This is a genomic window from Rhizobium sp. YTUHZ044 (assembly GCF_051123975.1).
GTDB lineage: Bacteria > Pseudomonadota > Alphaproteobacteria > Rhizobiales > Rhizobiaceae > Rhizobium.
In genome coordinates this window covers 2,888,024-2,914,387 of the sequence record NZ_CP101426.1, presented here as the reverse complement: position 1 = coordinate 2,914,387, position 26,364 = coordinate 2,888,024, and the positions used below count along the sequence as shown (strand labels likewise).

The following is a 26,364-nucleotide window of genomic DNA, read 5'->3' as shown; positions in this document are numbered from 1 at the left end:
TACCTTAAGAAGCCGCGATCGTTGAGCGCCACATAATGATCCAGCAGGGCGGTCGCAAGGCGAGCGCTATTCACAGCATGCCGATATTTCGATATCCCAGTGGCGAGGACAAGCGCTTTCGCGCCCGCGAAAGGCCGGGACGGAGGAGCATCCATGCCATCAATCAAATCCGATATCGAAATCGCGCGCGCCGCGGCCAAGAGGCCGATCTTCGATATTGGGGCAAAGCTCGGCATGGCGGCCGAGCAGCTCGTCCCCTATGGTCACGACAAGGCAAAGGTCAGCGCCGAGTTCATCGCGGCGCAGGCGGGCAAGAAGGACGGCAAGCTGATCCTCGTCACAGCGATCAATCCGACGCCGGCCGGCGAGGGCAAGACGACGACAACAGTCGGCCTCGGCGACGGGCTGAACCGGATCGGTAAAAGGGCGATCGTCTGCATACGCGAGGCGTCGCTCGGTCCCTGCTTCGGCGTCAAGGGCGGGGCGGCCGGCGGCGGCTATGCGCAGGTCGTGCCGATGGAAGATATCAACCTGCATTTCACCGGCGATTTCCACGCGATCACCTCGGCGCACAATCTGCTGGCGGCGATGATCGACAACCACATCTACTGGGGCAATGGAGAGAATATCGACATTCGCCGCATCGCCTGGCGGCGGGTCATGGACATGAACGACCGGTCGCTAAGGAGCATGGTCTCCTCGCTCGGCGGCGTCGCCAACGGTTTTCCACGCCAGGGCGGCTTCGACATCACCGTCGCTTCCGAGGTGATGGCGATCCTCTGCCTGGCCACCGATCTGAAGGATCTGGAGCGGCGGCTCGGCGACATCATCATCGGCTACCGCTTCGACAAGACGCCGGTGCATGCGCGCGATCTGAAAGCCGACGGCGCCATGGCCGTGCTGCTCAAGGATGCGATGCAGCCGAACCTCGTGCAGACGCTGGAGAACAATCCGGCCTTCGTACATGGCGGTCCCTTCGCAAATATAGCCCATGGCTGCAATTCGGTGACGGCGACGAAGACGGCGCTGAAGCTCGCAGATTACGTGGTGACGGAAGCGGGATTCGGAGCGGATCTCGGGGCTGAGAAATTCTTCAATATCAAATGCCGCAAGGCCGGGCTGAGGCCGGACGCGGCCGTCATCGTCGCGACCGTCAGGGCGCTGAAGATGAATGGTGGCGTCAAGAAGGAGGATCTCGGCACTGAGGATGTCGTGGCGTTGAAAAAGGGCTGCGCCAATCTTGGCCGCCACGTTGCCAATGTGCGCCGCTTCGGCGTGCCCGTGGTCGTCGCGATCAATCATTTCGTTTCGGATACCGATGCCGAGATCGCGGCGGTGAAGGAATTCGTGTCGCGGCTCGGCGCTGAAGCGATCCTCTGCCAGCACTGGGCGAAGGGTTCGGCCGGTATCGAGGAACTGGCGCATAAGGTGGTGGAACTGGCCGAATCCGGCCAAGCGAAATTTCAGCCGCTCTACGGCGACGACATTTCGCTGTTCGAAAAGATCGAGATCGTCGCCTCGAAGATCTACCATGCCGGCGAGGTGACCGCCGACAAGGCGGTGCGCGATCAGCTGCAGACATGGGAGGAGCAGGGCTACGGCAAGCTGCCGGTCTGCATGGCGAAGACGCAATATTCCTTCTCCACCGATCCGAACCTGCGCGGCGCGCCAGAAGGCCATATAGTCTCCGTGCGGGAGGTACGGCTTTCAGCCGGCGCCGGCTTCGTCGTCGCCATCACCGGCGAAATCATGACGATGCCCGGCCTGCCGAAATCGCCCTCAGCGGAACGGATTTTTTTGAATGAGCAGGGTTATATCGAGGGGTTGTTCTGATCAGGCGTGGTGAAGGGACGGGATGCGGCCTCTCAATCCTCTCTTCTCCCCGAGGGGAGACGGGAATATGCCGCACCGTCTACGTTCCCCGCCAGTTCTTGTTTGATGATGGGGTCCTGACCTTCGACGTTAATGACAATAACGATAGCCGCCCTTCCTTTCGATGATGTCGAGATGGAAATGGGTTTCGTGGGCCGCGTCGCTTTCGGGGTCGAGTACGGTCGTGAAATAGAGGCAGCCGGCGGCGCTGACGGCGCGTTGGAAGGCACCGGTCAGCGTTGGGTCCTCGCGACGGGAGCGGACGGCGACATCCTCGCCCTTTTCGAAATGGAAGCTGGCAATATCGATGGCGTTGCCGCGGGCATGCTCGGAGATCTTGCCTGTCTCGGCGCCATTGCGCAGGCGGCACATATAGGCGGTAGCCTGGTTGACGACAGTGATGCGACCCTGCTCCGGCAGGGCGGCGGAAGCGGCAGGGACGACGCTCTCCTTCATCCAGCGGGCAAGTGCGAGTGCCGCCGGGCAGCGGATCGTTGCCTCCGGTTTGACGGCGATACCGGGGAGAGCCTCCGAGACGATGATCGGTTTGTCGATGCCGCAGCCGTTGCCGTCATCGATGCGCGGCGTTTCCTTGAAGACGGCACCCAGAGCCTTGAGTGCAGACGTGCATTCGGCATGCTCGGCGTCACTCTCGGATTCGATCGTCAGATGCTGCTCTTCAAGCGTCTGCTCGCCGGGCGGCTTTTCTTCCGGTGGAGTCTGCGGGCTCTCTAGCTGGCCCGGCGGAAGCGGCGGGCCCTGCATCGGTTCTGAATGCTCAGGCTTTGCCGGTTCGGCTGGCGAGGCAGGCGGCTGGTCCGGTGCGGATGTCTCCGGCTCCTTTACGTCAGGTTTCGGCTGAGGGGCCGGCACCTGTTCAGGCGCGGAGGGTTCCGCTTTTTCTGAGGACGGGCGGGTGGGGGCGGCCGTCTGCCCGGCATCGGGCCGAGGCTCTGGCAATGGGCCGTGCGGGGGCAGGCGGGCACCAGCCAGAAAGGCGGTAGCAGCGAGGAGGATCGCCAAAGTCGAAAATTTTCTCAATCCATGCGATTCCTAATATTGGTGGCTAGAGGCAACGCATGAGAGCGTTTTTCGTTGCAATTGTGCAACATTTTTGACGATCGCAAAAACCTGACAATAATATCCAACATAAGGCGGGGCGATTTGTGTTGACTGTTATCGTCATGTTTTCACCGGGCGGATCGCCACTTTCCACACTCGTTATCAGAATTTCATCGAGACGGTGACGAGCGTTGACGCGACCGGCTTCAGAGCTTCAATTACACCAACGTGGCTGCGGCGACGATCTCGGGTGTTGAAGCAAGTGCCGTCAAGACGTTCAATAACGGCATCAATCTGCATGCTCGCTTGCCTATGCCTACGGCAGGAATGAAGAAACCACCCAGCGCCTGCGCTCGGTGGCGCCGTTCAAGGCGATTGTGGGCGGCGGCTGGAGCAATGACACCTTCGGCTTCGATCTGTCCTCGAAGCTATCTGCCGGCATGCTCACAGACCATCTCAATACACCCGTCACCAACACCAACGACACAACCTTCGATGCGCACGGTTACGCAATCATCGACCTGAACGGCTGGTGGACGCCGGAACAGTTGCCCGGCCTGCTCGTTCAAGCTGGTGTCTACAATATTTTCGACCAGAAATATTTCAATGCGCTGGCTGTACGTGACGTCAACCTGGTCTCTCGACCGCATCGCAGCCTCGCGATTGGTATTCCGAGCCGGGCCGTACCTTCAAGGTGTCGCTCACGAAGACATTCTGATTGCCGGCGACACACTTTCACGGCTGGGGAGGGGCGGCTTTCGGGCCGCCTTTTTCATTGCGCAATCGCCTCTTGCGCGGCGGCTGATCTCAGGCTAACAATTTTCCATGATTACGTCCTTGAACATTGCTGTTTGGTGGTGGGCTCGCTGAGGCGGCCTCGACCAATCGTGTCCAAAGACGACGAGTGAGCCGCCCGAAACTTCGAGGCGGCTTTTTTGTTTTATCGCCGCCTGTCGTCCGGGCCCCGATAACGGAGTGGAACAATGGTAACGATCCTGCGGGATGATGGTGCGGAAATCTACGAGACCAAGGGCGGCATATCAGTCACCCGGCAGCGGCGGGCAATCCCCTATGCCGATGCGGTCTCTTCCTATATCGACAAGCTCGACGAGCGCCGCGGCGCGGTGTTTTCATCGAACTACGAATATCCGGGCCGTTATACCCGTTGGGACACCGCCGTCGTCGATCCGCCGCTCGGCATCTCTTCCTTCGGGCGCAACGTCTGGATCGAAGCCCATAATGAACGCGGCGAGGTGCTCCTCGGTTTCGTGACCGAACGGCTGCAGACCGTCCCTGACCTCGTGCTCGGCGCTTCCTCAGCCCGGCGGCTCGACCTCTCCGTCAAGACGCCGGACCGGGTGTTCACCGAGGAAGAGCGCTCGAAGATTCCGACGGTGTTCACAGTGCTGCGGGCCGTGAGCGATCTTTTCTACTCGCAGGCGGATGCGAGCCTCGGGCTCTACGGCGCCTTCGGCTATGACATCGCCTTCCAGTTCGACGCGATCGATCTGAAACTGACGCGCCCTTCCGACCAGCGCGACATGGTGCTCTACCTGCCGGATGAAATCCTCGTCGTCGACAACTATGCCGCCAAGGCCTGGATCGACCGGTATGATTTCGCGAAGGACGGCGTGACGACCGAAGGCAAGGCGGAAGATATCGCGCCCGAGCCCTTCAAGCAGACGGATGCCATTCCGCCGAAGAGCGACCACCGGCCGGGCGAATATGCCGAGCTCGTCGTCAAGGCGAAGGAAAGCTTCCGCAAGGGTGATCTCTTCGAGGTCGTGCCTGGGCAGAAGTTCATGGAGCGCTGCGAAAGCAAGCCTTCCGACATTTCCAAGCGGCTGAAGGCGATCAATCCGTCGCCCTATTCCTTCTTCATCAATCTTGGCAATCAGGAATATCTGGTCGGCGCCTCGCCCGAAATGTTCGTGCGGGTCTCCGGACGGCGCATCGAGACCTGCCCGATCTCGGGCACGATCAAGCGCGGCGACGACCCGATCGCCGATAGCGAACAGATCCTGAAGCTCTTGAATTCGAAGAAGGACGAGTCCGAGCTGACCATGTGCTCGGACGTCGACCGCAACGACAAGAGCCGCGTCTGCGAGCCCGGTTCCGTCAAGGTGATCGGCCGTCGGCAGATCGAGATGTATTCGCGCCTCATCCACACGGTCGATCATATAGAAGGCCGGCTGCGCGACGACATGGATGCCTTCGACGGTTTTCTCAGTCACGCCTGGGCGGTGACCGTCACCGGCGCCCCGAAGCTCTGGGCGATGCGCTTTATCGAGAGCCATGAAAAAAGCCCACGCGCATGGTATGGAGGGGCGATCGGCATGGTCGGCTTCAATGGAGATATGAACACCGGCCTGACGCTGCGCACCGTGCGCATCAAGGACGGCATCGCCGAGGTGCGTGCCGGTGCGACATTGCTCAACGATTCCATTCCAGAGGAAGAAGAAGCCGAAACCGAATTGAAGGCCTCCGCCATGCTTTCCGCCATCCGAGACGCCAAGACCGGCAATTCCGGCAAGATTCAGCGCGACGTCGCCAGCGTCGGCAAGGGCGTCAGCATCCTGCTGGTCGACCATGAGGACAGTTTCGTCCATACGCTCGCCAATTATTTCCGCCAGACGGGGGCAACGGTTTCGACCGTGCGGACGCCGGTGCCGGAAGAGATCTTCGACCGGCTGAGCCCGGATCTGGTCGTGTTGTCGCCCGGGCCCGGAACGCCGAAGGATTTCGATTGCAAGGCGACGATCAAGAAGGCGCGGGCCCGCAACCTGCCGATCTTCGGCGTCTGCCTCGGCCTGCAGGCGCTCGCCGAAGCCTATGGTGGGGAATTGCGCCATCTGGCGCTGCCGATGCACGGCAAGCCGTCGCGCATCCGCGTGCTGGAACCGGGCATCGTCTTCTCCGGCCTTTCGAAGGAAGTGACGGTCGGCCGCTACCACTCGATTTTCGCCGATCCCTCGACCCTGCCGCGTGAGTTCATCATCACGGCGGAAAGCGACGATGGCACGATCATGGGTATTGAACATGCCAAGGAGCCGATTGCCGCGGTGCAGTTCCACCCCGAATCGATCATGACGCTCGGCGGCGATGCCGGCATGCGGATGATCGAGAATGTCGTGGCGCACCTGGCGCGCAAGGTGAAGACGAAGGCGGCTTAAACCAAGTATCATCTCGCCCCTTCCGTACGCGGACGGGGCGAGGGTTGACTCTGTCAGGAAAATCAGAACATTTCCGGAACGATCAACCGGGAATTATCGCCGTGGCCAGTGCCGAGAAATTCATCGTCCTTCCCTACCGCAAGAACCGCGGCAATCTCGTGCCAGGCGAAATGCGGCAGGCATCGAACGCCGTCAGCGCGGAAAAGATCGCCTCGGCGATGGCCGAGCGTTTCGTCGGGGTCGCGGCCTATGCCGTCATCGTCGATGAGGAGACCGGCGACATGAGCTCGCCGCGACTGCTCGCGCGGTATGGCGAGATTGCCGATCTCAACGCCGCCTGAGCGCGATTTTCCCATGGAGACGTCGCTCTACCTGCCGGTCAAAGCCTTCCTGGAGGCGGCGGGTTACGCCGTCAAAGGCGAGGTCGGCGGATGCGATCTCGTTGGCTTGAGCTATGGCGAGCCGCCGGTCGTGGTCGTCTGCGAACTGAAGCTCACCTTCAACCTCGAACTGCTTCTCCAGGCGGTCGATCGCGCGGCGATGAGTGATGAGGTGTGGATCGCGGCGCGGGTTTCGGCCAAGGGGCGTGGGCGAGAGACGGACAAGCGCTACCGCGACCTTTGCAGGCGGCTCGGCATCGGCATGCTCGGCGTCTCGGATGGCGGCGAGGTCAGCGTCATCGTCAGTTCCATCTCGCCGATGCCGCGCACCAATCCCAAGCGGCGTTCGCGCCTCGTCAAAGAGCATCAGTGCCGTCGCGGCGATCCTGCCGTTGGCGGCGGCTCGCGGGCGCCGATCATGACGGCCTATCGCCAGCAGGCGCTGCTCTGCGCGGCCGCGCTCGATCGGGGAATTGTGCGCCCGCGGGATATGAAGGCGCTTACGCCGAAGGCCGGTCCGATCCTGCGCGACAATGTCTATGGATGGTTCGAGCGCCAGGAAAAAGGCGTCTACGCCCTGACGTCGGCAGGCCAGGCCGCTCTTCTGCGGTGGCCGCAATCTCTCCAGTCCGATCCCGCTCCCTCGGCGGTGTAGAAGATCGCGTATCGTGTGCCTGCGCTGCTTTCACATCGGCACGCGGCCACAGCTGTGAAGGACGCGTCATTCTCTTTGACAAATCCTCGATCATCGCCCATATCACCCTCAACTGGGCCGCCTGCGCGACATTCGCGTGGGCGGTTTTGCATTTCAATGGCTTGGATCCTGCAATTCATTCGCAACCGCAGGAGGACGATATGAACGACAACGGCGATCTGACGGTTCGGAAGCTGGCGATGTGGGGGATTCCGCTGTCGCTCGGCGTCATGGGGCTGAAGATGGTGGCTTGGTGGGTGACCGGATCGGTGGCGCTGCTGTCGGATGGGCTCGAATCCACGGTCAACGTTGTTGCCGCCTTCGTCGCTTTCTTCGTCATCCGTTATGCGCAGAAGCCGGCCGATCAAGACCATCCCTTCGGCCATCATAAGGCGGAATATCTCTCCGCGGTCACCGAGGGCGTGCTGATCGTCGTTGCCGCGCTGCTGATCGTCAACGAGGCGGTCGGCTATCTCGCTGCGCCGCGCATGCTCGATGCACCGATGCTCGGCCTTGCGATCAATCTGGCGGCTGGCGTCATCAATGCGGTCTGGGCGAGCCTGTTGATCCGGACCGGACGCAAACATCGCTCGGCGGCGCTGGCGGCGGATGGACAGCATATCATGTCGGATGTGGTGACATCCGTCGGCGTGCTCGTCGGCCTGCTGCTGGCCCTGGCGACGGGTAATGCGATCTTCGACCCGGTTCTTGCGATTCTCGTTGCCATCAACATTCTCTATCAAGGCTGGAGGGTGATCTCGCAATCGATCGGCGGTCTGATGGACCAGGCGGTCGAGCCGCAGGAAGAAGAAGCGATCAAGCAGGCGATCGCCACCCATGCGGCGGGTTCGATCGGCGTGCATGACCTGAAGACGAGGCGGGCAGGCGCCGTCACTTTCATCGATTTTCACATGGTGGTGCCTGGCACTATGTCCGTGCGGCAGGCGCATGATATATGCGACCGCCTTGAGGATGCCATCAGAGCGGTGCATGAGGGCGCCAAAATAGCCATTCATGTGGAGCCGGAGGGCGAAAAGGCCCATGGCATCCGCGTCAAAGTCGTCAAGGAGGCATGATGCCGAATACCGATGTTTCCAGCCTGTCGATGCTGGGTCAGCAAACCGAAACCGCGAAATCGCCGGAGGAGGCGGTGCTGGAAAAAGTGCCGTCCAATCATGCCGGCACCGACTATGTCGTGCGCTTCACCGCGCCGGAATTCACCTCCCTCTGCCCGATGACGGGGCAGCCGGATTTCGCCCATATCGTCATCGACTACATCCCCGGCGAATGGCTGGTGGAATCGAAGTCCCTGAAACTCTTCTTGTTTTCCTTCCGCAATCACGGCGCCTTCCACGAGGATTGCTCGATCTACATCGCCAAGCGCATCGTCGAACTGGTCGACCCCAAGTGGCTGAGGATCGGCGCTTACTGGTATCCGCGTGGCGGCATTCCGATCGACGTCTTCTGGCAGACGGGCAAGCCGCCGGAAGGTGTGTGGCTGCCGGAGCAGGGCGTCGCAACCTATCGTGGCCGTGGGTGAGGAGCGGTCGGGCGTAGCCCGAGCAATCGATTTGAGTGAATCGATTGCAGCGACGAACGCCCTGAGCCCAAGCGAAGGGCCGGGATACGGGGCGGCAATGTAAAACCAACTGCCGCCCATTTCCGCCCGTTAAATCTCAGACATCCGTAACGTCGCCGGACGAGTCATCACTGTAATCGTCCGCATCGTCGTAATCGGCCTGTTGCACATCGTCGTCATTGTCATTGCCGGCATTATCCGCGGCCTGACGGGTGTCGTCATTGCCATAATAATTGTTGATGATGGTCTCTTCGGTCGGTGCGGTAGCATTGCCGAACGGGTTGGCGCCGAAGGGCGAGCCCCAACCGAGCGAAGACATGTGATTGCCGAAGATGCCGCTCAACGAGTTGGCAAGCAGCATGCCGCCGGCAACGCCGGCTGCCGTGCCGAGAGCGCCGCGTAGAAAACTGCCGCCGGCAGACGGCGCGTAGGCCTGCTGGCTCCAGGGGCCGGCGGGCTGCTGCGGCGTCTGGCGATCGTAGCCGCGCGGCTCGTCATAGGCGCGGGACGGTTGGCTCCAGGGGCCGGGGTTGGAGGGGACAGGCGCGGGCTGCTGCGTCTGGGTGTTGCCGAAGATCGAACTCAGGAAGCCGCCGCCCTGTTCTGCCTGGTGGTGCTCGCTGGCTCCGGCTTCAAACTGCCGCACGCGCTCCTCGAGTTCCTTGATGTGGTTGGCGGCCGCTTCCAGCCCTTTTTCCTGCACGATGACGGCCTGGGCGAGATAATAAGTGGCGGACGGCTGCTCGCGCGTCGCCTGATCGATCAGGGCTTCGGCTTCGCGATCGCGCGGCTGGGCTTGCGCGGTGCGCACGCGGTCGAAGAGGGCGGTCAGCAATTGGCGTTCTTCCGGTGACATGTCCGGTCTCCTGTTGATTTCATTTGGCGGTTGCCATGTGAGAGGTGAGGTAGGAACCGATTCCGGCTTTTCAAAGCCTTCCAACCGTTACATTTCAGTAAGGCTTGCGGAACGATGCGCGGCTTCTTAAGGATATCTCCACCGCTTCGGTGCCTTGTGTTTTTCCCGCATTGTTTTAGGCATTGAGTCGCACTATGTGCGAGGAACCCGAATTCATCTCCGAGAGGTTCGAATGAACGACGAAGAACAGGACGACAAGACGAAGGAACTGCCGCTCGGCAAGGAAACGGAGGCGAATCTTTTCAAGTCGCGTTCGATCTTCATCTATGGACCGATCAACCAGGAACTGGCGCAGAAGGTCTGCTCGCAGCTCGTCGCGCTTGCCGCGGCCAGCGACGAAGACATTCGCATCTATGTCAATTCGCCCGGCGGTCACGTCGAATCCGGCGATTCCATCCATGACATGATCAAGTTCATCAGGCCGAAGGTCTGGATGATCGGTACGGGCTGGGTCGCTTCGGCCGGCGCGCTGATTTACGTCGCGGCTCCCAAAGAGCGGCGCCTGTGCCTGCCGAATACGCGCTTCCTGCTGCACCAGCCGTCGGGCGGCACGCGCGGCATGGCGTCCGACATCGAGATCCAGGCACGCGAGATCATCAAGATGAACGAGCGTCTGAACAAGATCATGGCGGAGGCTACCGGCCAGCCGATCGACAAGATCGCCAAGGATACGGATCGCGACTACTGGCTCTCTGCCGAAGAGGCGAAGGATTACGGCCTCGTTTCGCGGATCGTGACGTCGCAAGCCGACATCTGAGTTTTCTGGACTGAAGCGTTCAAGACGCCCTTGCCTGCCGACCGCAGGCAGGGGTGTCTTGCTTTCAGATGGCTTGAGGTCATCGACCAGCAGAGCTGGACGGAAAGCCCTCAATCTGGACTTGCGCAGGCGGCAGCCATCATGCTCCATGCGCCATTCCCGCAGCTCAGAGTCCGCCATGCTCAAAGATTTTTCCGTCCAGGCCCTGTTCATGGGGCTGCTTACCGCTTTCGTCGGCTCCGCCAGCTCCTTCGCCGTCGTGCTGCACGGGCTGCAGGCGGTGGGTGCGACGGATGCGCAGGCCGCTTCGGGGCTGATGGCGTTGTCGATCTCCATGGGCGTCTGCGCGATCGTGCTCAGCGCCGTCACCCGATTGCCGATCAGCATCGCCTGGTCGACGCCGGGGGCGGCACTGCTGGCAAGCACCGGAGCGATCGAGGGCGGTTTCAATGCAGCGGTCGGCGCATTCCTGATCTGCGCCGTACTGATCATCATTGCCGGGTTGTTCAAACCGCTCGGCCGGGCGGTGGCCGCCATTCCTGCGCCGCTCGCCAATGCGATGCTCGCCGGTGTGCTGATCGGTCTCTGCTTCGCGCCGGTGAAGGCGATCGGCTTCAATCCGCTGCTCGGTCTGCCGATCGTCATTTCCTGGATCGTCGTCGGTGCCTTCAAGCGGCTCTGGGCGGTGCCGGCCGCGCTCGCAGCCTTCGTGCTGGTGCTCGCCTTCGGCATCGATATTCCCGATGGCGCTTTCGCCTCGCTCGAACGATCGCTGATGCCGACGGCGGAAATCGTCCGGCCGGTATTCAGCTTTGCGGCCTTCATCTCGATCGCGCTGCCACTCTTCATCGTCACCATGGCCTCGCAGAACATTCCGGGCATCGCGGTGCTGAAGGTCAATCATTACGATCCGAAGCCAGGCCCGCTTTTTGCCGTAACCGGCTTCTTTTCGCTGCTGTCGGCGCCTTTCGGCGGCCATGCCGTCAACCTGGCGGCGATCACCGCGGCCATGTGCGCCGGGCATGACGCCCATGCCGATCCGAAGCGGCGCTATTGGGCATCGCTGATCGCCGGCGTCGGTTATATCATCCTCGGGCTGCTTGCCGGCGCGGTGACGGCCTTTGTCGCCTTGGCGCCGCCCGTTCTGATCGAGGCGGTGGCGGGGCTGGCGCTGGTCGGGGCCTTCTCATCCTCGGCGATGTCGGCTTTCCAGGCGCAGGAATCGCGCGAGGCGGCGGCGATCACTTTCCTCGTCACCGCATCCGGCGTTTCCTTCGGCGGCATCTCCGGCGCTTTCTGGGGATTGATCGCCGGCGGGCTGATGCTCGTGCTGTCGCAGCTGGTGAGGGTTTGGAAAGACCGGCCTCAGTCCGGGTAACGAAGGCGGCGGGCCGCGAGGGCTTGCCAGTTTCGCTGCCCAAGGTTATAAGCGCGGCCATGAAGACCTCTGGCGCCAAGATTTCCGAGACGATTGCACGCGGCCGCATCGCCCTGCGTGACGTCTCGAGCGCCGTGACCTCGCTTCTTCTCCTCGGCCTTACGCGCGGTTGCCGGGTCCGTTGAGGAGCGCCCGGCGGCCGAAAGCCCGCCCGGTATCGCTCCTCGCGACTCACTTTCAAAATTGACCCAACGACCGACGAAGGTCCGCATTTGTTTATCGCCAAGTCCGATGCGATCGGCTAAGAGGCGGGGCAAATGCCGGCACGAGGAGACAAGACAATGGACAATACCAACAGCCGATCCTCCGCGAAGGGCATGCCCGATGCCGCGATGAAGTACCGGCCCTATCCGCAGGTGAATATTCCCGACCGCACCTGGCCGACCAAGACCATCACCAAGGCGCCTGTCTGGTGCTCGGTCGACCTGCGCGACGGCAATCAGGCGCTGGTCGACCCGATGGGCCACGACCGCAAGGCCCGGATGTTTCATCTGCTGCTCGAGATGGGCTTCAAGGAAATCGAGATCGGTTTCCCCTCCGCCTCGCAGACCGATTTCGATTTCGCCCGCTGGTGCGTGGAAGAGGGTAACGTGCCCGCCGATGTCTCGTTGCAGGTGCTGGTACAGTGCCGCCCGGAGCTCATCACCCGCACCTTCGAAGCGCTGGAAGGCGCAAACCGGCCGATCGTGCATTTCTATAACTCGACCAGCGAGCTGCAGCGCCGCGTCGTTTTCGCCAAAGATGTGCAGGGCATCAAGCAGATTGCCGTCGACGCCGCCAAGATGATCACCGACATGGCAGCCAAGGCCGGCGGCGGCTATCGTTTCGAATATTCGCCCGAGAGCTTCACCGGCACCGAGCTGGAGGTGGCGCTGGAGATCTGCAACGCCGTCATCGAGGTCGTCAAGCCGACGCCGGACAACAAGCTCATCATCAACCTGCCGTCCACTGTCGAGATGGCGACGCCGAACGTCTATGCCGATCAGATCGAATGGATGTGCCGCAATCTCGACAAACGCGAGAACCTGATCGTATCGCTGCATCCGCATAACGACCGAGGCACCGGCATCGCCGCCGCCGAGCTGGCCTTGCTGGCAGGCGCCGACCGCGTCGAAGGCACGCTGTTCGGCAATGGCGAGCGCACCGGCAATGTCGATGTCGTGACAATGGCGCTCAACATGTTCACGCAGGGCGTCGATCCCGGGATCGACTGCTCGAATATCGAGCGGATCAAGGAAGTGTTCGAATATTCGAACCAGATGGCGATTGCAGAGCGTCACCCCTATGTGGGCGAGCTGGTCTATACGGCCTTCTCCGGCTCGCATCAGGATGCGATTAACAAGGGCATGAAGGCCGCACAGGTCGCCAACCATCCCGTTTGGGAAGTGCCGTATCTGCCGATTGATCCGCGCGATGTCGGCCGTTCCTACGAGGCGATCATCCGCATCAACTCGCAGTCCGGCAAGGGCGGCATCGCCTATATCCTGCAGCAGGATTACGGGCTCAACCTGCCGCGCAACCTGCAGGTCGAGTTCCGTGAAGATATCCAGCGCATCACCGACGTCGAGGGCAAGGAGCTTCCCTCGAAGCGCATCTACGACCGCTTCATCGAGCGTTACGTGACGCAGCCCGAGGCGCGCCTCAAGTTCGTCGACCACCACACCTATCCCGACACCGAGCGCAAAGGCCAGCGGATCGTAGCAGCTGAAATCACCGATAATGGCGAGACCAAGCGCATCGAAGGGCGCGGCAACGGCCCGATCGACGGCTTCATCAACGCACTGTCGCATTATCTCGGCATCGAAATGTCGGTCGAGGACTATTCCGAGCATTCGCTGCAGCACGGCTCGAATGCGGCGGCGATCTCCTATGTCGAGACCTCCTATCCCGGCGGCAAACTCTTCGGCGCCGGCATCAACACCAACATCGTCGCGGCATCGCTGGAAGCGATCGTCTCGGCGGCCAACCGGGTGCTCGAGGTGAAAGCCGGCAAGGCTTGATCTGCGAAAGGTTCAGGCCGCGATCGTTTTGGTAGGACGCGGCCTGACGATTAGGTTGACTTCGTTCCGCCTTCGCTAAGCGCAAGCGAAAGCAGTGAAAGGCGTGCCGTGTGGCCCCCTCATCCGCCCTACGGCCCCTTCTCCCCGCCGGGGAGAGGGGGAAACCGAGACCGTCGCCGCGAGTCTCTTCTCCCCAGTGGGGAGAAGGTGCCGGCAGGCGGACGAGGGGGCCGCTGGCGCTGAACGTCGATTTCCCCTATCGCGTCAAATCGTCGATCTGCCGATCAGATCGCCGTGGCGATCTTCATGGCGAGCTGGCCGAGGGTGGCTTCGGCGGAGGGGCCGGCATCAACACCAACATCGTCGCGGCATCGCTGGAAGCGATCGTCTCGGCGGCCAACCGGGTGCTCGAGGTGAAAGCCGGCAAGGCTTGATCTGCGAAAGGTTCAGGCCGCGATCGTTTTGGTAGGACGCGGCCTGACGATTAGGTTGACTTCGTTCCGCCTTCGCTAAGCGCAAGCGAAAGCAGTGAAAGGCGTGCCGTGTGGCCCCCTCATCCGCCCTACGGCCCCTTCTCCCCGCCGGGGAGAGGGGGAAACCGAGACCGTCGCCGCGAGTCTCTTCTCCCCAGTGGGGAGAAGGTGCCGGCAGGCGGACGAGGGGGCCGCTGGCGCTGAACGTCGATTTCCCCTATCGCGTCAAATCGTCGATCTGCCGATCAGATCGCCGTGGCGATCTTCATGGCGAGCTGGCCGAGGGTGGCTTCGGCGGAGGGGCCGGCGAGAACATAGGAGGTGCCGGCATTGTGCCAGGTCACCAGGCCAATCTCGTCCTTGATCGTTTCCTTGAAGTCGTCGGTTTCAGGCGGCTGCGCGTCCTTGCGGAAGCAGATGGAGATGATGTCGCCGTCGCTGTTGGAATAGACGAGCTGACCGACGGGGCGATTGTCGCCGAGAATGACGCGGGCACCCTGGAAGGTCCAGGATTCGGTGCTGAGATCCGGCACACGGAAAGGCACGCCGATGGCGGTCGTCAGCCAGCTGGAGATTTCTTCGGCCTGTGATGCCGGCACTTCGACGAGGTGACGGGGCTGGCGGATCAGCAGGCGTTGATAGGCGGTGACGTCGCCGAGCCAGTCGTTGGTATTGGCAGGCGCCGTGGCGGTCGTGGTGGCGATCTCGTCGGCATCGGGGGTGGTGCCGGCAAAGTAGCCGATGCCGCAACCGACGACGAAGAGGATAAGAGCGGCTGCCAGCGCCTGCGGGCCGCTCGGGGCCAGTTTCACCTGGGGGCGCATGGCGCGCTGGGCGATCGGCGTCTTTGGCGGCTGGGTGCTCTTGATCGAGCGGACGAGGGCGAGCGGCACCGGCTCCTTCAGGACATCGTCGAGGCGGCGGCGGCCGAAATCGGCGCCATGGCGCAGCTTTTCATGCAGACGACGCGCATTCTCGTCGCTTGCCAGGCGCTGTTCCAGTTCGTGCCGCTGCTCGGGAGAGACCTCGCCGTCGAGAAGGGCGGTGAGCTGGGCTTCGAGCGGCAATTTCCTAAGATCGAGCAATTCAGTACCTGTGGATGGGGTGGGTGCCGGCAAGTCCGGCGAAATGCAGCCTTGCGGTGGCAAGCTGGGAGACGACGCTTGCCGTCGAAATTCCCATGATGTCGGCCGCCTGCTGATAGCTATGTCCTTCGACATCGACGAGCAGGAAGACCGAAGAAACGCCGTCCGGCATTTCGGCGATCATGTGATGGATGGCGTCGGGATCGACCGAGGCCGAGCGTTCACGGGCAGCCTCTCGGATGTCGGTGACGTTGCCGCGTGCCGACGCCTTCGGCTTCCGCTTGCGGCTGTCCTCCGTCCACTGCTGACGGGCAAGCGTGTATATCCAGCTTTCCAGTCGGCCTTCGCCATTCCACTGGTGCCCCTTGGCAATGGCACGCAGACAAACGGCTTGGATAAGTTCGTCGGCCACGCCGGCTTCGCCCGCGAGCGTGATCGCGAAGCGGCGAAGGTGGGGCAGAAGGCCGACGAGATCACGCCGGAGGTCGATGGTCGTTGCGGGCTGACGCATTGTCTATCCAAGAAGCATTCACAATGGCTTCGCGGACGAAAGCTTCGCCATCGGACGCGAAACCGGCTTTGTCGGCACCGGGGATGCAGATGCTTTATGAAGCAAATCCACTGCACTTCGCAAGCACTCGGTCACCTTATCCCCTTCCCAAGGGGTTTTCCTAATCTAGACCGCAAAGCTTGCGTCAATATGTCCTGTAACCGTTCAAGCTTTGCAGCAGCGCGCGGTAGGCCCAGGTGTCTTCGCCGCCGCGGTCGCGAATTTCGACGAGCTGGACGCGCGCCCCTTCGATGTCTCCTTGTTCCACCAGCGCCATGCCCATGTAGGAGCGGGCGAGAATATAATTCTCATCCGCCTTCAATGCCTTGCGGTAATAGGACATGCCGAGCTCCATGCGGCCGGCCTTGCGGTTGGCATAGCCAAGATAGTTCAAAATCCGCGGGTCGTTCTGACTACGGGCAAGGTTGAGCACGGCGATGGCATTCTCATACTGGCCGGCATAGGCGAATTCGCGGGCGAACTTATAGAGATCGTCATCGTTGAAGCTGTTCTTCTTCGGGGTGACGCATTCCTTCTTGGCCTTGTCCCAGACCTTGCCGCCGGTGCAGGTTTTGGTCGTCTGGGTCTTCGGCGGCGGATTGGTGTCGTCGTTGCTGTCGCCGACGGCGAAAGCGGCCGTCGCGATGGCGAAGGCAAAGCCGGCGGCAAGTGTTGTTCTGCACGGGCGATGGAAGGGGGAAGTCATTGGCGGCTCCGTTCTGAGGCAATGCAGTCGGTCGGATTGTACGCTTACCGGCAAAAATACCAAGAGGGTAGGCCGCCTCCGTGGCAAATGTTGCGACAGTGGCAAAGGGCCTTCCGAGATTGATTCACCTACTGCATAAAAAGAGTCCGAAGCCAGCGCTAAGGGGCGAAAATATCGACGCTTTCCGGCATCATCGCATCGCCTGTCCGGTTCAGGCTGAAGCGCTTGCCGGTGAGTTCCCAGGCGCCCGGAGAGCCATCGATGGAAAAGAGGTTGTAGGCCGCCGGCGGCTTAATGCTGCCCGGTCCCTGCGAGGCCGATGCTATGCCGACGACTGGCACCGGCTGCACCTGGCCGCGCAGCCAGTGCAGCGTATTCAGATGCGTGTGGCCATGCAGCACGAGCTCGGCGCCGCCGGTCGAAATCACGGCCGCGAAGCGGCGGATGCCGATCATGCGTTTGTAGAAGGCGGTGGCGCCGCGGATCGGCGGATGATGGATCATGACGACGCGGAAGAGACCGGCTTCGCCGGCCGCACGCAGCATGTTCACCGTATCGCGGGCCTGGCGGGCGCTGAAAAAGCCGGAGGCTGCGAAGGGGGGCGTGGCGACGGCCGTGGAGCAGCCGACGATCGCAACCTTGCCGCGGACGCGCAGATAGGGAAAGATGCGGCGGTCTTCCTGCCATTGCGGCGGGGCGAGGTCGCCGCGGACATAATCGTACCAGGCGCGCATCGACTTTTCGTAAGCGCCCGGCACATAGGCGTCGTGATTGCCCGGAACGACCGAGGTGTCGGCGGGATCACCAAGCACGCGCAGCCAGGCGGCGGCGGCGCGGATCTCGATGCCGCTCGCCAGGTTGACGAGGTCGCCGGTGACGGCCAAATGGTCGGCCTGATGGGCGCGGATGTCATCGAGCAGCAGATCCAGCGTGCTGGCGAAAAGGTGCTTGCGTCGATTTCGATGCCAGTTCACAAAGCCGGTTATGCGTTTGGAAAACAGCTCTTGAATGGAAAGACGGGGCAGTGGTCCGAGGTGGACGTCGGAAATATGCGCGAGCTTGAACATGCTACGAGACATAGACCAGCTTATTGACAAATCAAACACATCCGGCGCGACGAAGAGCCGAAACGGGACGAAGGTGGATAAAGAGAAGCGGCCCCCTCACATCAGGCTGGCCCTGCGCCTGCTGCATGTCTATTTCTCCTTCGCCCGCGGCATGACGATGGGCGTCAGGGCCGCCTGCTTCGATGCGGACGGCCGGATCTTCCTCGTGCGCCACAGCTATATCGGCGGCTGGCATATGCCCGGCGGCGGGCTGGAGCGCAACGAGACGGCGGAAGAAGCGCTGGTCAAGGAACTGCGCGAGGAGGGCAACCTCAGAATCATCGGGAAACCTCGGCTGGTCCAAGTCTATTTCAACACCACGACCACCCGGCGCGACCACGTCGTATTCTATCGCGTGACCGTCGAGCAGACGGCGCCGCGGCCGCCGGATTGGGAGATTTCCGACAGCGGGTTCTTTTCGCTCGACAGCCTGCCCGAGGGCACGACCGAGGCGACGCATCGCCGCCTCGCCGAGCTTCGGGGCGAGCAGGAACCCGACCACCGCTGGTGAGAAGCTTTAGGCCGCATTGCAGCAATTTAAAGTTCTACAGCGTCCTTTGCGCGTCTAAAAGACGCGCGGCGCTGTAGCGCGGCCATGCGGGCTGTCGAGATCAAGCGCCGGGCCGACCGGGACGATGCCGGTCGGATTGATCGTCTTGTGACTGCGGTAATAGTGCTGCTTGATGTGCTGCAGGTTTACCGTCTCGGCAACGCCTGCCGTCTGATAGAGATCCCTGAGATAGCCCGGCAGATTGCGATAATCGGCGATGCGGCGAATGTTGCACTTGAAGTGGCCGACATAGACCGGGTCGAAACGCACCAGTGTGGTGAAGAGGCGCCAATCGGCCTCCGTCAATCTGTCGCCCAAAAGGTAGCGGCCCTTGCCCAGGCGTTCGTCGAGAATGTCGAGTGTTTCGAATAGTTTGCCGACATTTTCCTCGTAAGCTTCTTGAGTTGTGGCAAAGCCTGCCTTGTAGACGCCGTTGTTGACGGTGTCGTAGACGGTGGCGTTCAGCATGTCGATCTCGGCACGCAGATCCTCCGGATAGAAATCGGCCTTCGAACCCGTCAGCCCGTCGAAGGCGCTGTTGAACATGCGGATGATCTCGGCCGATTCGTTGTTGACGATCGTGCCGGTCTGCTTGTCCCAGAGGACGGGAACGGTGACACGGCCGGAATAGTGCGGATCCGCCTTGACGTAGATCTGCCAAAGCGTCCCAGCGCCAAACAGATGGTCGCTGGCAGCGCCGTCACCGATCTTGAACTCCCAGCCATTCTCGAGCATCAGCGGATCCACGACAGAAACCGAAATCAGCTCCTCCAGCTTCTTCAGCTTGCGGAAGATCAAGGTGCGATGGGCCCAGGGGCAGGCGAGGGAGACATAGAGATGATACCGCCCGGCCTCAGCCTTGAAGCCGCCGCTTCCGGAAGGCCCGGCCTCGCCGTCCGCCGTCACCCAGTTGCGAAATTGCGAGGGCTGCCGTTTGAAGTGCCCCTTGCTCTCCTTCGTGTCGTACCAGATGTCGTGCCAGACGCCGTCCACAAGCATTCCCATGATCTTCATTCCCTTGATTGCCGTGTTGGAATCGAAGTTAGCTGAGATAGTGGGGCTTTGCAGGTGGTAAAGATTGAACAGTGCGTCACGCCCCCCACGCCAGCAGGATCGGGTGTGCATTTTGCGTTGGACGGCGGAAATTTTTCCTGCTATCGGCCTTTTCACGATTTGAGGAACGCCTGCCTGATGTTCATTTCCAGAAACCCGCGACGACGCTGATGCTCCCGAACGCCGAAGGCGTGTTCGAGACCCATCAATCCGTCCAACCGGTTTCTGCCATCATGTACAAGCACGATCTCGTCTACCTCACCGAAGACGCGTCCCACGACGCCGCCATCGAACATATCAATGAAGAAGCCTTCGGTCCGGGCCGCTTCGCGCGGGCGGCCGCGCGTATCCGCGAGCAGGGGCCGCACGACCTGTCGCTCTCCTTCATCTGCGCTGACGACGGCGAGACGATCGCCTCCGTGCGCATGACGCCGGTGCTGGCCGGCACGGTGAAGGGACATCTTCTTGGCCCGCTTGCCGTTCGACCCTCGCACAAAAACATAGGTATCGGCCGAGAACTGGTGCGGATCGCGGTGGAAGCTGCGCGGCGCAAGGGTTCGGAAGCCGTCATCCTCGTCGGCGATCCGCCCTATTACGGTCCGCTCGGCTTCGAGAAGGTGGCCTATAACGCGCTTGCCTTTCCAGGTCCCGTCGATCCCGGCCGGGTGCTGGTCGTTCCGATCGCCGAGGGTGTGCACGAGCGGCTGAAAGGCATAATCGCCTGGCGCGGATGATCAGAGATTTTTCCGGAGGAAGCTGCGGGTGCGGCCTTCCGGGAAATCCTCAAGCTCGCCGAAGATTTCATAACCCTGGCGCAGATAGGCGCGGAGAGCCTGCGGGTTGAAGGTATCGATCCAGGCGCCACGACATCCTCGCGCCTTGGCCTCGTCTTCCGCTTTTGCGAGGATCCTGCCGGCTATGCCCGTTCCGCGCAGCGTATCGGGGATGTAAAGCATTTGGGTGAAGAGCCAGCCCCAGGCAGTAAATCCCGACAGGCCGCCGGTCACCTTGCCGTCGGTATCGCGGACGAGGACGGCGAGCGGCTGGCGGTCCGAAGGGCCGACATCGCTGTTATTGAAGGCCGAGAGTGCATCGGTGATGGCCGCGAGCTCCACAGCCGAAGGCGATGCCGTAAGCTCGAATTCCGGCATGCGACTATCGCCCTTCGCGCCACCACATGGCGCCGAAAGCGAGCAGCAGGATGCCGACGCCGGCGAAGCCGGCAAAGAGCGGCAACGTGTTGATTCCCTTCAGGACCGTTTCGTTGGTCATGCGGATCATCATACGCTCGTTGTCGGAGACGCGGATCTGGCCGCGCACCGGCAGGATCGGCGGAACGCTGATCGCGCCCTTTTCGCTGGCGACACGGGTCACGAGACCTTTGCTCCTGTCAACGACAGGCTTCAGCACATCGGTCGTCGAGATCATTGCCTTGAATTCCGGCGCATCGACGGCGCCGATGTGCACAAGCGTCGATAACTTGCCGTTACGGATTTCAAAGAGGCCGACCTCGTACATGCGTTTCTCGGCCTTGTAGAGCCCGGGTTCCGTCTGGGTGAGTGGCAAGGTTTCGGTCTTACCGGAGGGATAACGCACGGTGGCGTTACCGGGATTGTCGCCGATTGTCTGGCGGGTGACTTCAAGGGTTCGGCCGGAGGCGCGCGCCGTCAAGGCTTCTTCCTCGAGCGCCGGTTCCTTCATCAGCCAATGAGCGATGCGGCGATACAGCGAGACATTTGGACCGCCGCCTTCGAAGCCGCGCGCCCAGAGCCAGCCCTGATCTGAAAGCAGCATGGCGACGCGGCCTTGGCCGGCGCGGTTCAGCACCAGCAGCGGATGGTTGTCGGCGCCAACCATGATCGTTTCGCCCTGCGGCCGTTCGACATCGACGCTGCGGAACCAGCGGCCCCAATGCGGCGGGTCCTCGCCGGAGCCGTCCAAGCCGCGCGTGACCGGATGCTTGCGCCCTTCCTCGGAGAGGCGAGGATAGAAGGCCTTTTCGATCATCCGGCCAGTCGGCTCTGCCGGCAGCACGGAGGCGAGCGGCGTCATTGCGATCGACTCTGGGCTCGCATGTTCCGGACCGGCGGCGATCAGCAGCGCGCCGCCGTTCTCCACGTATTGCGCGATGTTGTCATAATAAAGCATTGGCAGCACGTTGGCGCGGTCCTGATAGCGGTCGAAGATGATCAGGTCGAAATCCTTGATCTTGTCGATGAACAGTTCACGCGTCGGGAAGGCGATCAGCGACAGCTCGTTGATCGGCGTGCCGTCCTGCTTTTCCGGCGGACGCAGAATGGTGAAGTGAACGAGATCGACCGAGGCGTCGGATTTCAGGAGGTTGCGCCAAGCGCGCTCGCCGGCATGCGGCTCGCCGGAGACGAGCAGGACGCGCAGATTCTGGCGAATGCCGTCGATGACGTGGACGGCGCGGTTGTTGGCGGTGGTGACTTCGCCGGGAAGCGCGGCGACGGAAAATTCGAGCACGTTGCTGCCGCCAGCCGGCACCTTGAAGGAGAAAGGCGTATCCTGGCCGGGCGTTGCCTGCAAGGTAGCGATCTCGTCGCCGTTCAGCTTCACCGTGACGTCGGCCGTGCCGCCGGGGCTCGGACCATCGTCGAAGACGCGCAGGACGACCTGCTGCTCCTCGTTGACGATGCCGAAGCGCGGTCCCTTGATGACTTCGATGCGACGGTCGAATTCTTTAGGCTTGCCGGTGACGAGACCATGGATCGGCGCATCGAAGCCGAGCGCCTGATTGGCGGCCGGGACATCATGGACTTCGCCGTCTGTCAGCATGATGGCGCCGCCGATGCGGGCGGATGGGACGTCGGCGATGTTGGCTGCCAGCGCGTCGAACAGGCGGGTGGACGGAACGTCGGAGTTGACGTCGCCTTCGACATCGACGAAGCGGGGTTCTATCTGGGGGAAGCGGGCAAGCTGCCCTTTCAACGCCGCAAGCGCGTCATCGGTCATCTTCATGCGCTCGGGCGTCTGCTGGCTCTGGCTCCGGTCGACGATGACGGGGACGATCGTCGACAGCTGATCTCGATCCTCCTGCAGCAGTACGGGATTGGCAAGGGCGGTCAGCAGGGCGAGGGCGGCCAGTGTCCTGATCCAGGCGCCGCGAATGCCGCGCCAGATCGCAAAGGCGGCGATAAGAGCGCTGACGACGACCAGTGCGGCCAGAATCGGCCAGGGCAGGAAGGGTGAGAAATCGAAGGTCATCTCATTGCCCTAACCGTTCGAGGAGGTCGGGAACATGAACCTGGTCCGTCTTGTAGTTGCCGGTCAGCATGTACATCATGATGTTGACGCCGGCCCGGTAGGCATATTCACGCTGCCCTTCATCCGAGGGCACGGTCGGCAGTATCGGCGTGCCGTTTTCGTCGACTGCCCAGGCGCCGGCGAAATCATTGCCGGTGATCAGGATCGGCGAAACCCCGTCGGCCGTCGCCGCCGATTTTTCGGTCGTTTCGCGGCCACCTTGGCGGGCTTCGATCCAAAGCGGGCTGCCGGCATAGCGGCCGGGAAAGCTCGACAGGAGATAGAAGGATTTCGTCAGCACGTGATCCGATGGAACCGGTTCGAGCGGCGGTATATCGAGATTGGCGAGGATTTCCTGCAGCCGCTGGCCGTTAGCGCTGACATTGCCGCCATTGTCCAGAGCGCTGAGCTGGTCGCGCGTGTCAAAAAGCACGGTGCCGCCGTTGCGCATATAGGCGTCGATGCGGCTGATCGCGGCCGATGACGGCATGGGCGCCGTTGCCGAAACCGGCCAATAGATGATCGGGTAGAAGGTGAGTTCGTCCCTGGTGAGGTCAAGGCCGACGGGCGGCGCCGGCTCCAACGTCGTGCGGAAGGTCAGGAACTGGGTCAAGCCCTCAAGGCCGCGCTCGGATATATTGTCGACTTCCTGCTCGCCGGTGACGACATAGGCGAGATGCGTGTTGTCAAGCCTCTCCAGAATGAGGTCGTCATCGGGCCGGGAGTCGTTGGCGTGAAGTGTGCCGGGCTGCAGCAGGAAGCCTGCGCCGAGTACGACGGCGATCACGCCCACGGCGCGAGCGGCCGGGCGCAATCGCGAGAAAGCGCCGTTCATGAAGAGGACGATCAGGCTGTCGGCGAGCAGCAGCAGAAAGGCGACCAGGAAAAGAGCCGGCTTTGCCGACCAGCTTTCGCCACCGATCAAGCCTTCGCGCACGGCGTTGGTTCCAGCGGTATCGAGCGGCGTCAGTTCGGCGTTCTCGGGCAGCACGTTCAATGAGGTGAAACCATCTTCCGAACCGTAGAGGCCGGGCGGATTGTCGAAATTCGCCGTCGGTTCGGCTCCGGCCCTGGGGATCAGAGGTCGCGCCGAGCCAGTCTCGGAAACGAGCACACCCTTGGCCGTCAGCATGCGGTAGGGCGGAAGGGTCTCGGAGACACGCGCGCTGCTGCGTGCCTCGGACGTCACACCGCCTGAGCGCGATATCTGCAGGAGGTGACGCAGCATATCGACGAAAGTGCCCGAGATCGGCAGATCGGACCAGGTCGCTTCCGCGGTGACGTGGAAGAGGACGATCTGGCCGGATGCCAGCTGCTTCATCGTCACCAGCGGCGTGCCGTCGGCGAGGCTGGCCCAGGTGCGTTCGGCAAGGTCGGGTGTCGGCTCGGCGAGCACCTGCCGTTTGACGACGACATCGGCGGGACGCGGTATGCCCGCGAAGGGGCCGATGCTCGGAAATTCGGCCAGCGATTGCGGTTCGCTCCAGGACAAGGTCCCGCCCAGCGCTCGTTCTCCCTGGCGTAGGATGACGGGAATGAGCGGATCGTCGGCAGGTGCCGCCGCCATGCGCGGGCCGGCGAAACGCAGGAGCATGCCACCATTCGATATCCAGCGTGTCAGAGGTTCGTAGGTCTCCTCCGGCAGGCGGCCGATATCGGCCATGATGATGATCGAAGGGTTGTTGGCGAGAAGCTTCGGTATGGCGACGGCCAGATCGGAATCGGTGGGCTGGATGAGATCCGCATAGGGCTGCAGCGCCCGCTGGATGTAGTAGAGCGGCGAGAGCAGCGGCTGGAATTCATCGGCTCCGGTGCCGGACAGGAGGACGACGCGGCGGCGCTTGAACGCGTCGTCGAGAAGGTGGACCGCGCCTGCCGTCGCGCCGTTGTCGACGCTGATGCGGGCGAAATCGTTGCGCATCTCGAAGGGAGCGGTGATCGAACTCGTGGCAACGCTCTGGCCGGGACGGAAATCCACCCTGCCGTTGGCGATCGAGCGGCCTTGGGCATCGACGGCGTTCAGCGCCACTGATGCGGGGCGCGAACTGTCGAGCCGTGTGACCTTTACGGTCATGGCGTCGGCCGCATTGCTGGCCGCGGTGACGGCAACCGTCTTCGTGGCATCGCCCTCGATCAGGCGCAGATCGGCGGGCTGGAGCTCGGCGAGCCTGCGCACCGTCGGATCATCGGCCTTGGCGGCGGCGCCGTCGGTCAGGAAGGCGAGAGTGCCGGGCTTGACGCCATTGAGCGCCGCGCGCAGCGCTTGGAAAGCGCGCTCGCGATCGGGAACCAGCGGCCGCGGCTCGGCAGCCCGCAGCTTGTCGCGGGCGCTGGCTGCGGTGCCGGGCACGGCATCGTTGGTCGGATCGGCGGTGAAGGCGATCGCTACCGGCGTGCCGGCGGATTCGGCATCGTCCACCAGCGCGTCGGCGGTCTGGACTCGGCGCTCCCAATCGGGTGCTGCCGCCCAGCTGTTGTCAACGAAGAGGACGAGCGGGCCGCCCGATGCCAGAGAATTGGTGCGCGGATTGAAGACCGGATCGGCAATCGCAAGGATGATGATGGCAGCGAGCAGCATGCGCAGCAGCGTCAGCCACCAGGGGCTTTGCGCCGGCGTTTCCTCGCGCTTCAGCACCGACGCAAGGATCTTCAGCGGCGGAAAGACCTCCGTTTTCGGACGTGGCGGCGTCAGCCGCAACAGCCACCAGATGACCGGCAAGGCGATGAGGGCGCCGAGAATGGCGGGATAGGCGAAAGCGAAGGGGAGGGCGTTCATAGCAGCCCTCCATGCGTTGCCTTGGCCGGCATGCCGGAGAGGTACATGTGGACCGCGACCAGCGCCTCCGAGGCAAGATGATCGGTGCGGTGGGTCGTAAAGGTCCAGCCGAGATGGCGCAGCGACTGGCCGAGGCTCTCCCTGCGGGCGAGGTAGGCGTTGCGATAGGTCTCGCGGATGTGTTCGGCGCGGCCGGAGATGAGCTTGGCCCCCGTCTCCGGATCAATGAATTCGGTGCGGCCGCTATAGGGAAAGATCTCTTCGGCGGGGTCCGATATCTCGACCACGTGGCCGTGCAGGCCGCGGCGGGCAAGCGGACCGAGCCGCTCCATGATAACAGGAGCGTCGTCGAGGAAATCGCCGATGAGCACGAGGTCGCTCCAGCCGCGGATCATTCCCGTTTCCGGCAGTCCGCCGGTCAGCGGCGCGTGCATGAGCGCGGCTGCGAGGCGTTCGGCGGCATTGCGGGTGGAGGCAGGTTCCATGATGCCGGGGCAGCCGATGCGTTCGCCGGAGCGGGCAAGGATTTCGGCAAGCGCCAGCATGACGACCAGCGCCCGGCTTTCCTTGGAGACGCTGCCGTAGCTCGACTTGTACATCATCGAGGGCGACATGTCGCACCAGAGCCAGATGGTGTGCGCTGCTTCCCATTCGCGCTCGCGCACATAAGTATGGTCGTCGCGGGCAGAGCGGCGCCAATCGATGCGCGACAGGCTCTCGCCCTCTGCATAGGGCCGGAACTGCCAGAAATTCTCGCCGATGCCGCGTTTGCGACGGCCGTGCCAGCCGGCGATCACCGTATTGGCGATGCGCTTGGCTTCCACCAGGCAGTCCGGCATCAGGGAGGCCCGCTGCCTGGCGCGGGAGAGGGCATCGCTGCCTGACGTCGGGTTGACGGTCTGTCCGATAGATGCCACGCGTCCGGCT

At 62.4% G+C, this 26,364-nt stretch carries 23 protein-coding genes and 2 pseudogenes; 14 read left to right on the top strand and 11 right to left on the bottom strand.

Annotated elements, in window-relative coordinates; genetic code table 11:
• Nucleotides 1-153 precede the first annotated feature (153 nt).
• Nucleotides 154-1,833, top strand: coding sequence for a formate--tetrahydrofolate ligase (locus tag NL154_RS14570; protein ID WP_434732849.1), 1,680 nt, complete (start codon nucleotides 154-156; stop codon nucleotides 1,831-1,833).
• Nucleotides 1,834-1,962: 129 nt separating this feature from the next.
• Here the strand turns inward: NL154_RS14570 and NL154_RS14565 are convergent, their stop codons facing one another.
• On the bottom strand, nucleotides 1,963-2,913 hold the full coding sequence (locus NL154_RS14565) for an extensin-like domain-containing protein (protein ID WP_221146953.1): 951 nt from the start codon (nucleotides 2,911-2,913) through the stop codon (nucleotides 1,963-1,965).
• Between the two features lie 148 nt (nucleotides 2,914-3,061).
• On the opposite strand from NL154_RS14565, the pseudogene NL154_RS14560 reads away from it, so the two are divergent.
• The 6 genes and pseudogenes from NL154_RS14560 to queF all read left to right on the top strand — a co-directional run.
• Nucleotides 3,062-3,652, top strand: a pseudogene (locus NL154_RS14560) (TonB-dependent receptor domain-containing protein); the annotation flags it as partial.
• A 265-nt stretch (nucleotides 3,653-3,917) separates the two neighbouring features.
• Nucleotides 3,918-6,107, top strand: a complete 2,190-nt coding sequence (locus NL154_RS14555; RefSeq protein WP_434732848.1) for an anthranilate synthase — start codon at nucleotides 3,918-3,920, stop codon at nucleotides 6,105-6,107.
• 101 nt (nucleotides 6,108-6,208) lie between these two features.
• Nucleotides 6,209-6,448, top strand: a complete 240-nt coding sequence (locus tag NL154_RS14550) for a hypothetical protein (RefSeq protein WP_210630427.1) — start codon at nucleotides 6,209-6,211, stop codon at nucleotides 6,446-6,448.
• Nucleotides 6,449-6,461: 13 nt separating this feature from the next.
• Nucleotides 6,462-7,142 (top strand): DUF2161 domain-containing phosphodiesterase, encoded by a 681-nt coding sequence (locus tag NL154_RS14545; protein WP_210630428.1) that lies wholly within the window; start codon nucleotides 6,462-6,464, stop codon nucleotides 7,140-7,142.
• A 200-nt stretch (nucleotides 7,143-7,342) separates the two neighbouring features.
• Nucleotides 7,343-8,257: a cation diffusion facilitator family transporter gene (gene emfA, locus NL154_RS14540; protein WP_210630430.1), complete on the top strand. Its 915-nt coding sequence runs from the start codon at nucleotides 7,343-7,345 to the stop codon at nucleotides 8,255-8,257.
• Nucleotides 8,257-8,721: a preQ(1) synthase gene (queF, locus tag NL154_RS14535; protein WP_210630432.1), complete on the top strand. Its 465-nt coding sequence runs from the start codon at nucleotides 8,257-8,259 to the stop codon at nucleotides 8,719-8,721. The genes emfA and queF overlap by 1 nt, the downstream gene beginning before the upstream one ends.
• A gap of 136 nt (nucleotides 8,722-8,857) precedes the next feature.
• On the opposite strand, the gene NL154_RS14530 is transcribed toward queF, so the two are convergent.
• A complete protein-coding gene (locus tag NL154_RS14530; RefSeq protein ID WP_210630433.1) occupies nucleotides 8,858-9,616 on the bottom strand; it encodes a DUF2076 domain-containing protein in 759 nt (252 codons plus the stop codon).
• 232 nt (nucleotides 9,617-9,848) lie between these two features.
• On the opposite strand from NL154_RS14530, the gene NL154_RS14525 reads away from it, so the two are divergent.
• From NL154_RS14525 to NL154_RS14505, 5 genes are all read left to right on the top strand, one after another.
• On the top strand, nucleotides 9,849-10,433 hold the full coding sequence (locus NL154_RS14525; RefSeq protein WP_221146954.1) for an ATP-dependent Clp protease proteolytic subunit: 585 nt from the start codon (nucleotides 9,849-9,851) through the stop codon (nucleotides 10,431-10,433).
• Nucleotides 10,434-10,581: 148 nt separating this feature from the next.
• Nucleotides 10,582-11,811 carry a benzoate/H(+) symporter BenE family transporter gene (locus NL154_RS14520; protein ID WP_210630435.1) on the top strand — a complete coding sequence of 410 codons (1,230 nt, stop codon included), beginning with the start codon at nucleotides 10,582-10,584 and terminating at the stop codon, nucleotides 11,809-11,811.
• A 59-nt stretch (nucleotides 11,812-11,870) separates the two neighbouring features.
• Nucleotides 11,871-11,996, top strand: a complete 126-nt coding sequence (locus tag NL154_RS14515) for a hypothetical protein (RefSeq protein WP_259665256.1) — start codon at nucleotides 11,871-11,873, stop codon at nucleotides 11,994-11,996.
• 156 nt (nucleotides 11,997-12,152) lie between these two features.
• Nucleotides 12,153-13,871: a 2-isopropylmalate synthase gene (gene leuA, locus NL154_RS14510; protein WP_210630436.1), complete on the top strand. Its 1,719-nt coding sequence runs from the start codon at nucleotides 12,153-12,155 to the stop codon at nucleotides 13,869-13,871.
• Nucleotides 13,872-13,981: 110 nt separating this feature from the next.
• Nucleotides 13,982-14,305 (top strand): hypothetical protein, encoded by a 324-nt coding sequence (locus NL154_RS14505; protein ID WP_434734163.1) that lies wholly within the window; start codon nucleotides 13,982-13,984, stop codon nucleotides 14,303-14,305.
• 284 nt (nucleotides 14,306-14,589) lie between these two features.
• Here NL154_RS14505 and NL154_RS14500 read toward each other — a convergent pair whose 3' ends face one another.
• The 4 genes from NL154_RS14500 to NL154_RS14485 all read right to left on the bottom strand — a co-directional run bounded on the left by NL154_RS14500 (nucleotide 14,590) and on the right by NL154_RS14485 (nucleotide 17,752).
• Complete coding sequence (locus NL154_RS14500; RefSeq protein ID WP_210630437.1) at nucleotides 14,590-15,429, bottom strand: anti-sigma factor family protein; 840 nt, start codon at nucleotides 15,427-15,429, stop codon at nucleotides 14,590-14,592.
• A gap of 1 nt (nucleotide 15,430) precedes the next feature.
• Nucleotides 15,431-15,940 (bottom strand): RNA polymerase sigma factor, encoded by a 510-nt coding sequence (locus NL154_RS14495; RefSeq protein ID WP_210630438.1) that lies wholly within the window; start codon nucleotides 15,938-15,940, stop codon nucleotides 15,431-15,433.
• A gap of 184 nt (nucleotides 15,941-16,124) precedes the next feature.
• Complete coding sequence (locus NL154_RS14490; RefSeq protein ID WP_210630439.1) at nucleotides 16,125-16,685, bottom strand: tetratricopeptide repeat protein; 561 nt, start codon at nucleotides 16,683-16,685, stop codon at nucleotides 16,125-16,127.
• Nucleotides 16,686-16,843: 158 nt separating this feature from the next.
• Nucleotides 16,844-17,752: a metallophosphoesterase family protein gene (locus tag NL154_RS14485; protein ID WP_210631583.1), complete on the bottom strand. Its 909-nt coding sequence runs from the start codon at nucleotides 17,750-17,752 to the stop codon at nucleotides 16,844-16,846.
• A gap of 73 nt (nucleotides 17,753-17,825) precedes the next feature.
• On the opposite strand from NL154_RS14485, the gene NL154_RS14480 reads away from it, so the two are divergent.
• Nucleotides 17,826-18,302, top strand: coding sequence for an NUDIX domain-containing protein (locus NL154_RS14480; RefSeq protein WP_430961399.1), 477 nt, complete (start codon nucleotides 17,826-17,828; stop codon nucleotides 18,300-18,302).
• A gap of 34 nt (nucleotides 18,303-18,336) precedes the next feature.
• Here the strand turns inward: NL154_RS14480 and NL154_RS14475 are convergent.
• Nucleotides 18,337-19,346, bottom strand: a pseudogene (locus NL154_RS14475) (glutathione S-transferase family protein).
• A gap of 218 nt (nucleotides 19,347-19,564) precedes the next feature.
• Here NL154_RS14475 and NL154_RS14470 point away from each other — a divergent pair.
• Nucleotides 19,565-20,128 (top strand): GNAT family N-acetyltransferase, encoded by a 564-nt coding sequence (locus tag NL154_RS14470; RefSeq protein ID WP_210630442.1) that lies wholly within the window; start codon nucleotides 19,565-19,567, stop codon nucleotides 20,126-20,128.
• On the opposite strand, the gene NL154_RS14465 is transcribed toward NL154_RS14470, so the two are convergent.
• The 4 genes from NL154_RS14465 to NL154_RS14450 are packed head-to-tail and all read right to left on the bottom strand — an operon-like array spanning nucleotide 20,129 to nucleotide 26,354.
• Complete coding sequence (locus NL154_RS14465; RefSeq protein ID WP_210630443.1) at nucleotides 20,129-20,545, bottom strand: GNAT family N-acetyltransferase; 417 nt, start codon at nucleotides 20,543-20,545, stop codon at nucleotides 20,129-20,131.
• Between the two features lie 4 nt (nucleotides 20,546-20,549).
• Nucleotides 20,550-22,622 (bottom strand): hypothetical protein, encoded by a 2,073-nt coding sequence (locus tag NL154_RS14460; protein ID WP_434732847.1) that lies wholly within the window; start codon nucleotides 22,620-22,622, stop codon nucleotides 20,550-20,552.
• Nucleotide 22,623: 1 nt separating this feature from the next.
• On the bottom strand, nucleotides 22,624-25,437 hold the full coding sequence (locus NL154_RS14455) for a DUF4159 domain-containing protein (protein ID WP_221146957.1): 2,814 nt from the start codon (nucleotides 25,435-25,437) through the stop codon (nucleotides 22,624-22,626).
• Nucleotides 25,434-26,354, bottom strand: a complete 921-nt coding sequence (locus tag NL154_RS14450) for a DUF58 domain-containing protein (RefSeq protein ID WP_210630446.1) — start codon at nucleotides 26,352-26,354, stop codon at nucleotides 25,434-25,436. The genes NL154_RS14455 and NL154_RS14450 overlap by 4 nt, the downstream gene beginning before the upstream one ends.
• Nucleotides 26,355-26,364 lie beyond the last annotated feature (10 nt).

Coding starts and splice junctions, on each gene's coding strand:
- NL154_RS14495 (WP_210630438.1), bottom strand. CDS start 15,940: ATGCGTCAGCCCGCAACGACCATCGACCTCCGGCGTGATCTCGTCGGC.
- NL154_RS14470 (WP_210630442.1), top strand. CDS start 19,565: ATGCTCCCGAACGCCGAAGGCGTGTTCGAGACCCATCAATCCGTCCAA.
- NL154_RS14525 (WP_221146954.1), top strand. CDS start 9,849: ATGAACGACGAAGAACAGGACGACAAGACGAAGGAACTGCCGCTCGGC.
- NL154_RS14570 (WP_434732849.1), top strand. CDS start 154: ATGCCATCAATCAAATCCGATATCGAAATCGCGCGCGCCGCGGCCAAG.
- leuA (WP_210630436.1), top strand. CDS start 12,153: ATGGACAATACCAACAGCCGATCCTCCGCGAAGGGCATGCCCGATGCC.
- NL154_RS14490 (WP_210630439.1), bottom strand. CDS start 16,685: ATGACTTCCCCCTTCCATCGCCCGTGCAGAACAACACTTGCCGCCGGC.
- NL154_RS14485 (WP_210631583.1), bottom strand. CDS start 17,752: ATGTTCAAGCTCGCGCATATTTCCGACGTCCACCTCGGACCACTGCCC.
- NL154_RS14555 (WP_434732848.1), top strand. CDS start 3,918: ATGGTAACGATCCTGCGGGATGATGGTGCGGAAATCTACGAGACCAAG.
- NL154_RS14515 (WP_259665256.1), top strand. CDS start 11,871: ATGAAGACCTCTGGCGCCAAGATTTCCGAGACGATTGCACGCGGCCGC.
- NL154_RS14530 (WP_210630433.1), bottom strand. CDS start 9,616: ATGTCACCGGAAGAACGCCAATTGCTGACCGCCCTCTTCGACCGCGTG.
- emfA (WP_210630430.1), top strand. CDS start 7,343: ATGAACGACAACGGCGATCTGACGGTTCGGAAGCTGGCGATGTGGGGG.
- NL154_RS14465 (WP_210630443.1), bottom strand. CDS start 20,545: ATGCCGGAATTCGAGCTTACGGCATCGCCTTCGGCTGTGGAGCTCGCG.
- NL154_RS14520 (WP_210630435.1), top strand. CDS start 10,582: ATGCGCCATTCCCGCAGCTCAGAGTCCGCCATGCTCAAAGATTTTTCC.
- NL154_RS14455 (WP_221146957.1), bottom strand. CDS start 25,437: ATGAACGCCCTCCCCTTCGCTTTCGCCTATCCCGCCATTCTCGGCGCC.
- NL154_RS14460 (WP_434732847.1), bottom strand. CDS start 22,622: ATGACCTTCGATTTCTCACCCTTCCTGCCCTGGCCGATTCTGGCCGCA.
- NL154_RS14545 (WP_210630428.1), top strand. CDS start 6,462: ATGGAGACGTCGCTCTACCTGCCGGTCAAAGCCTTCCTGGAGGCGGCG.
- queF (WP_210630432.1), top strand. CDS start 8,257: ATGCCGAATACCGATGTTTCCAGCCTGTCGATGCTGGGTCAGCAAACC.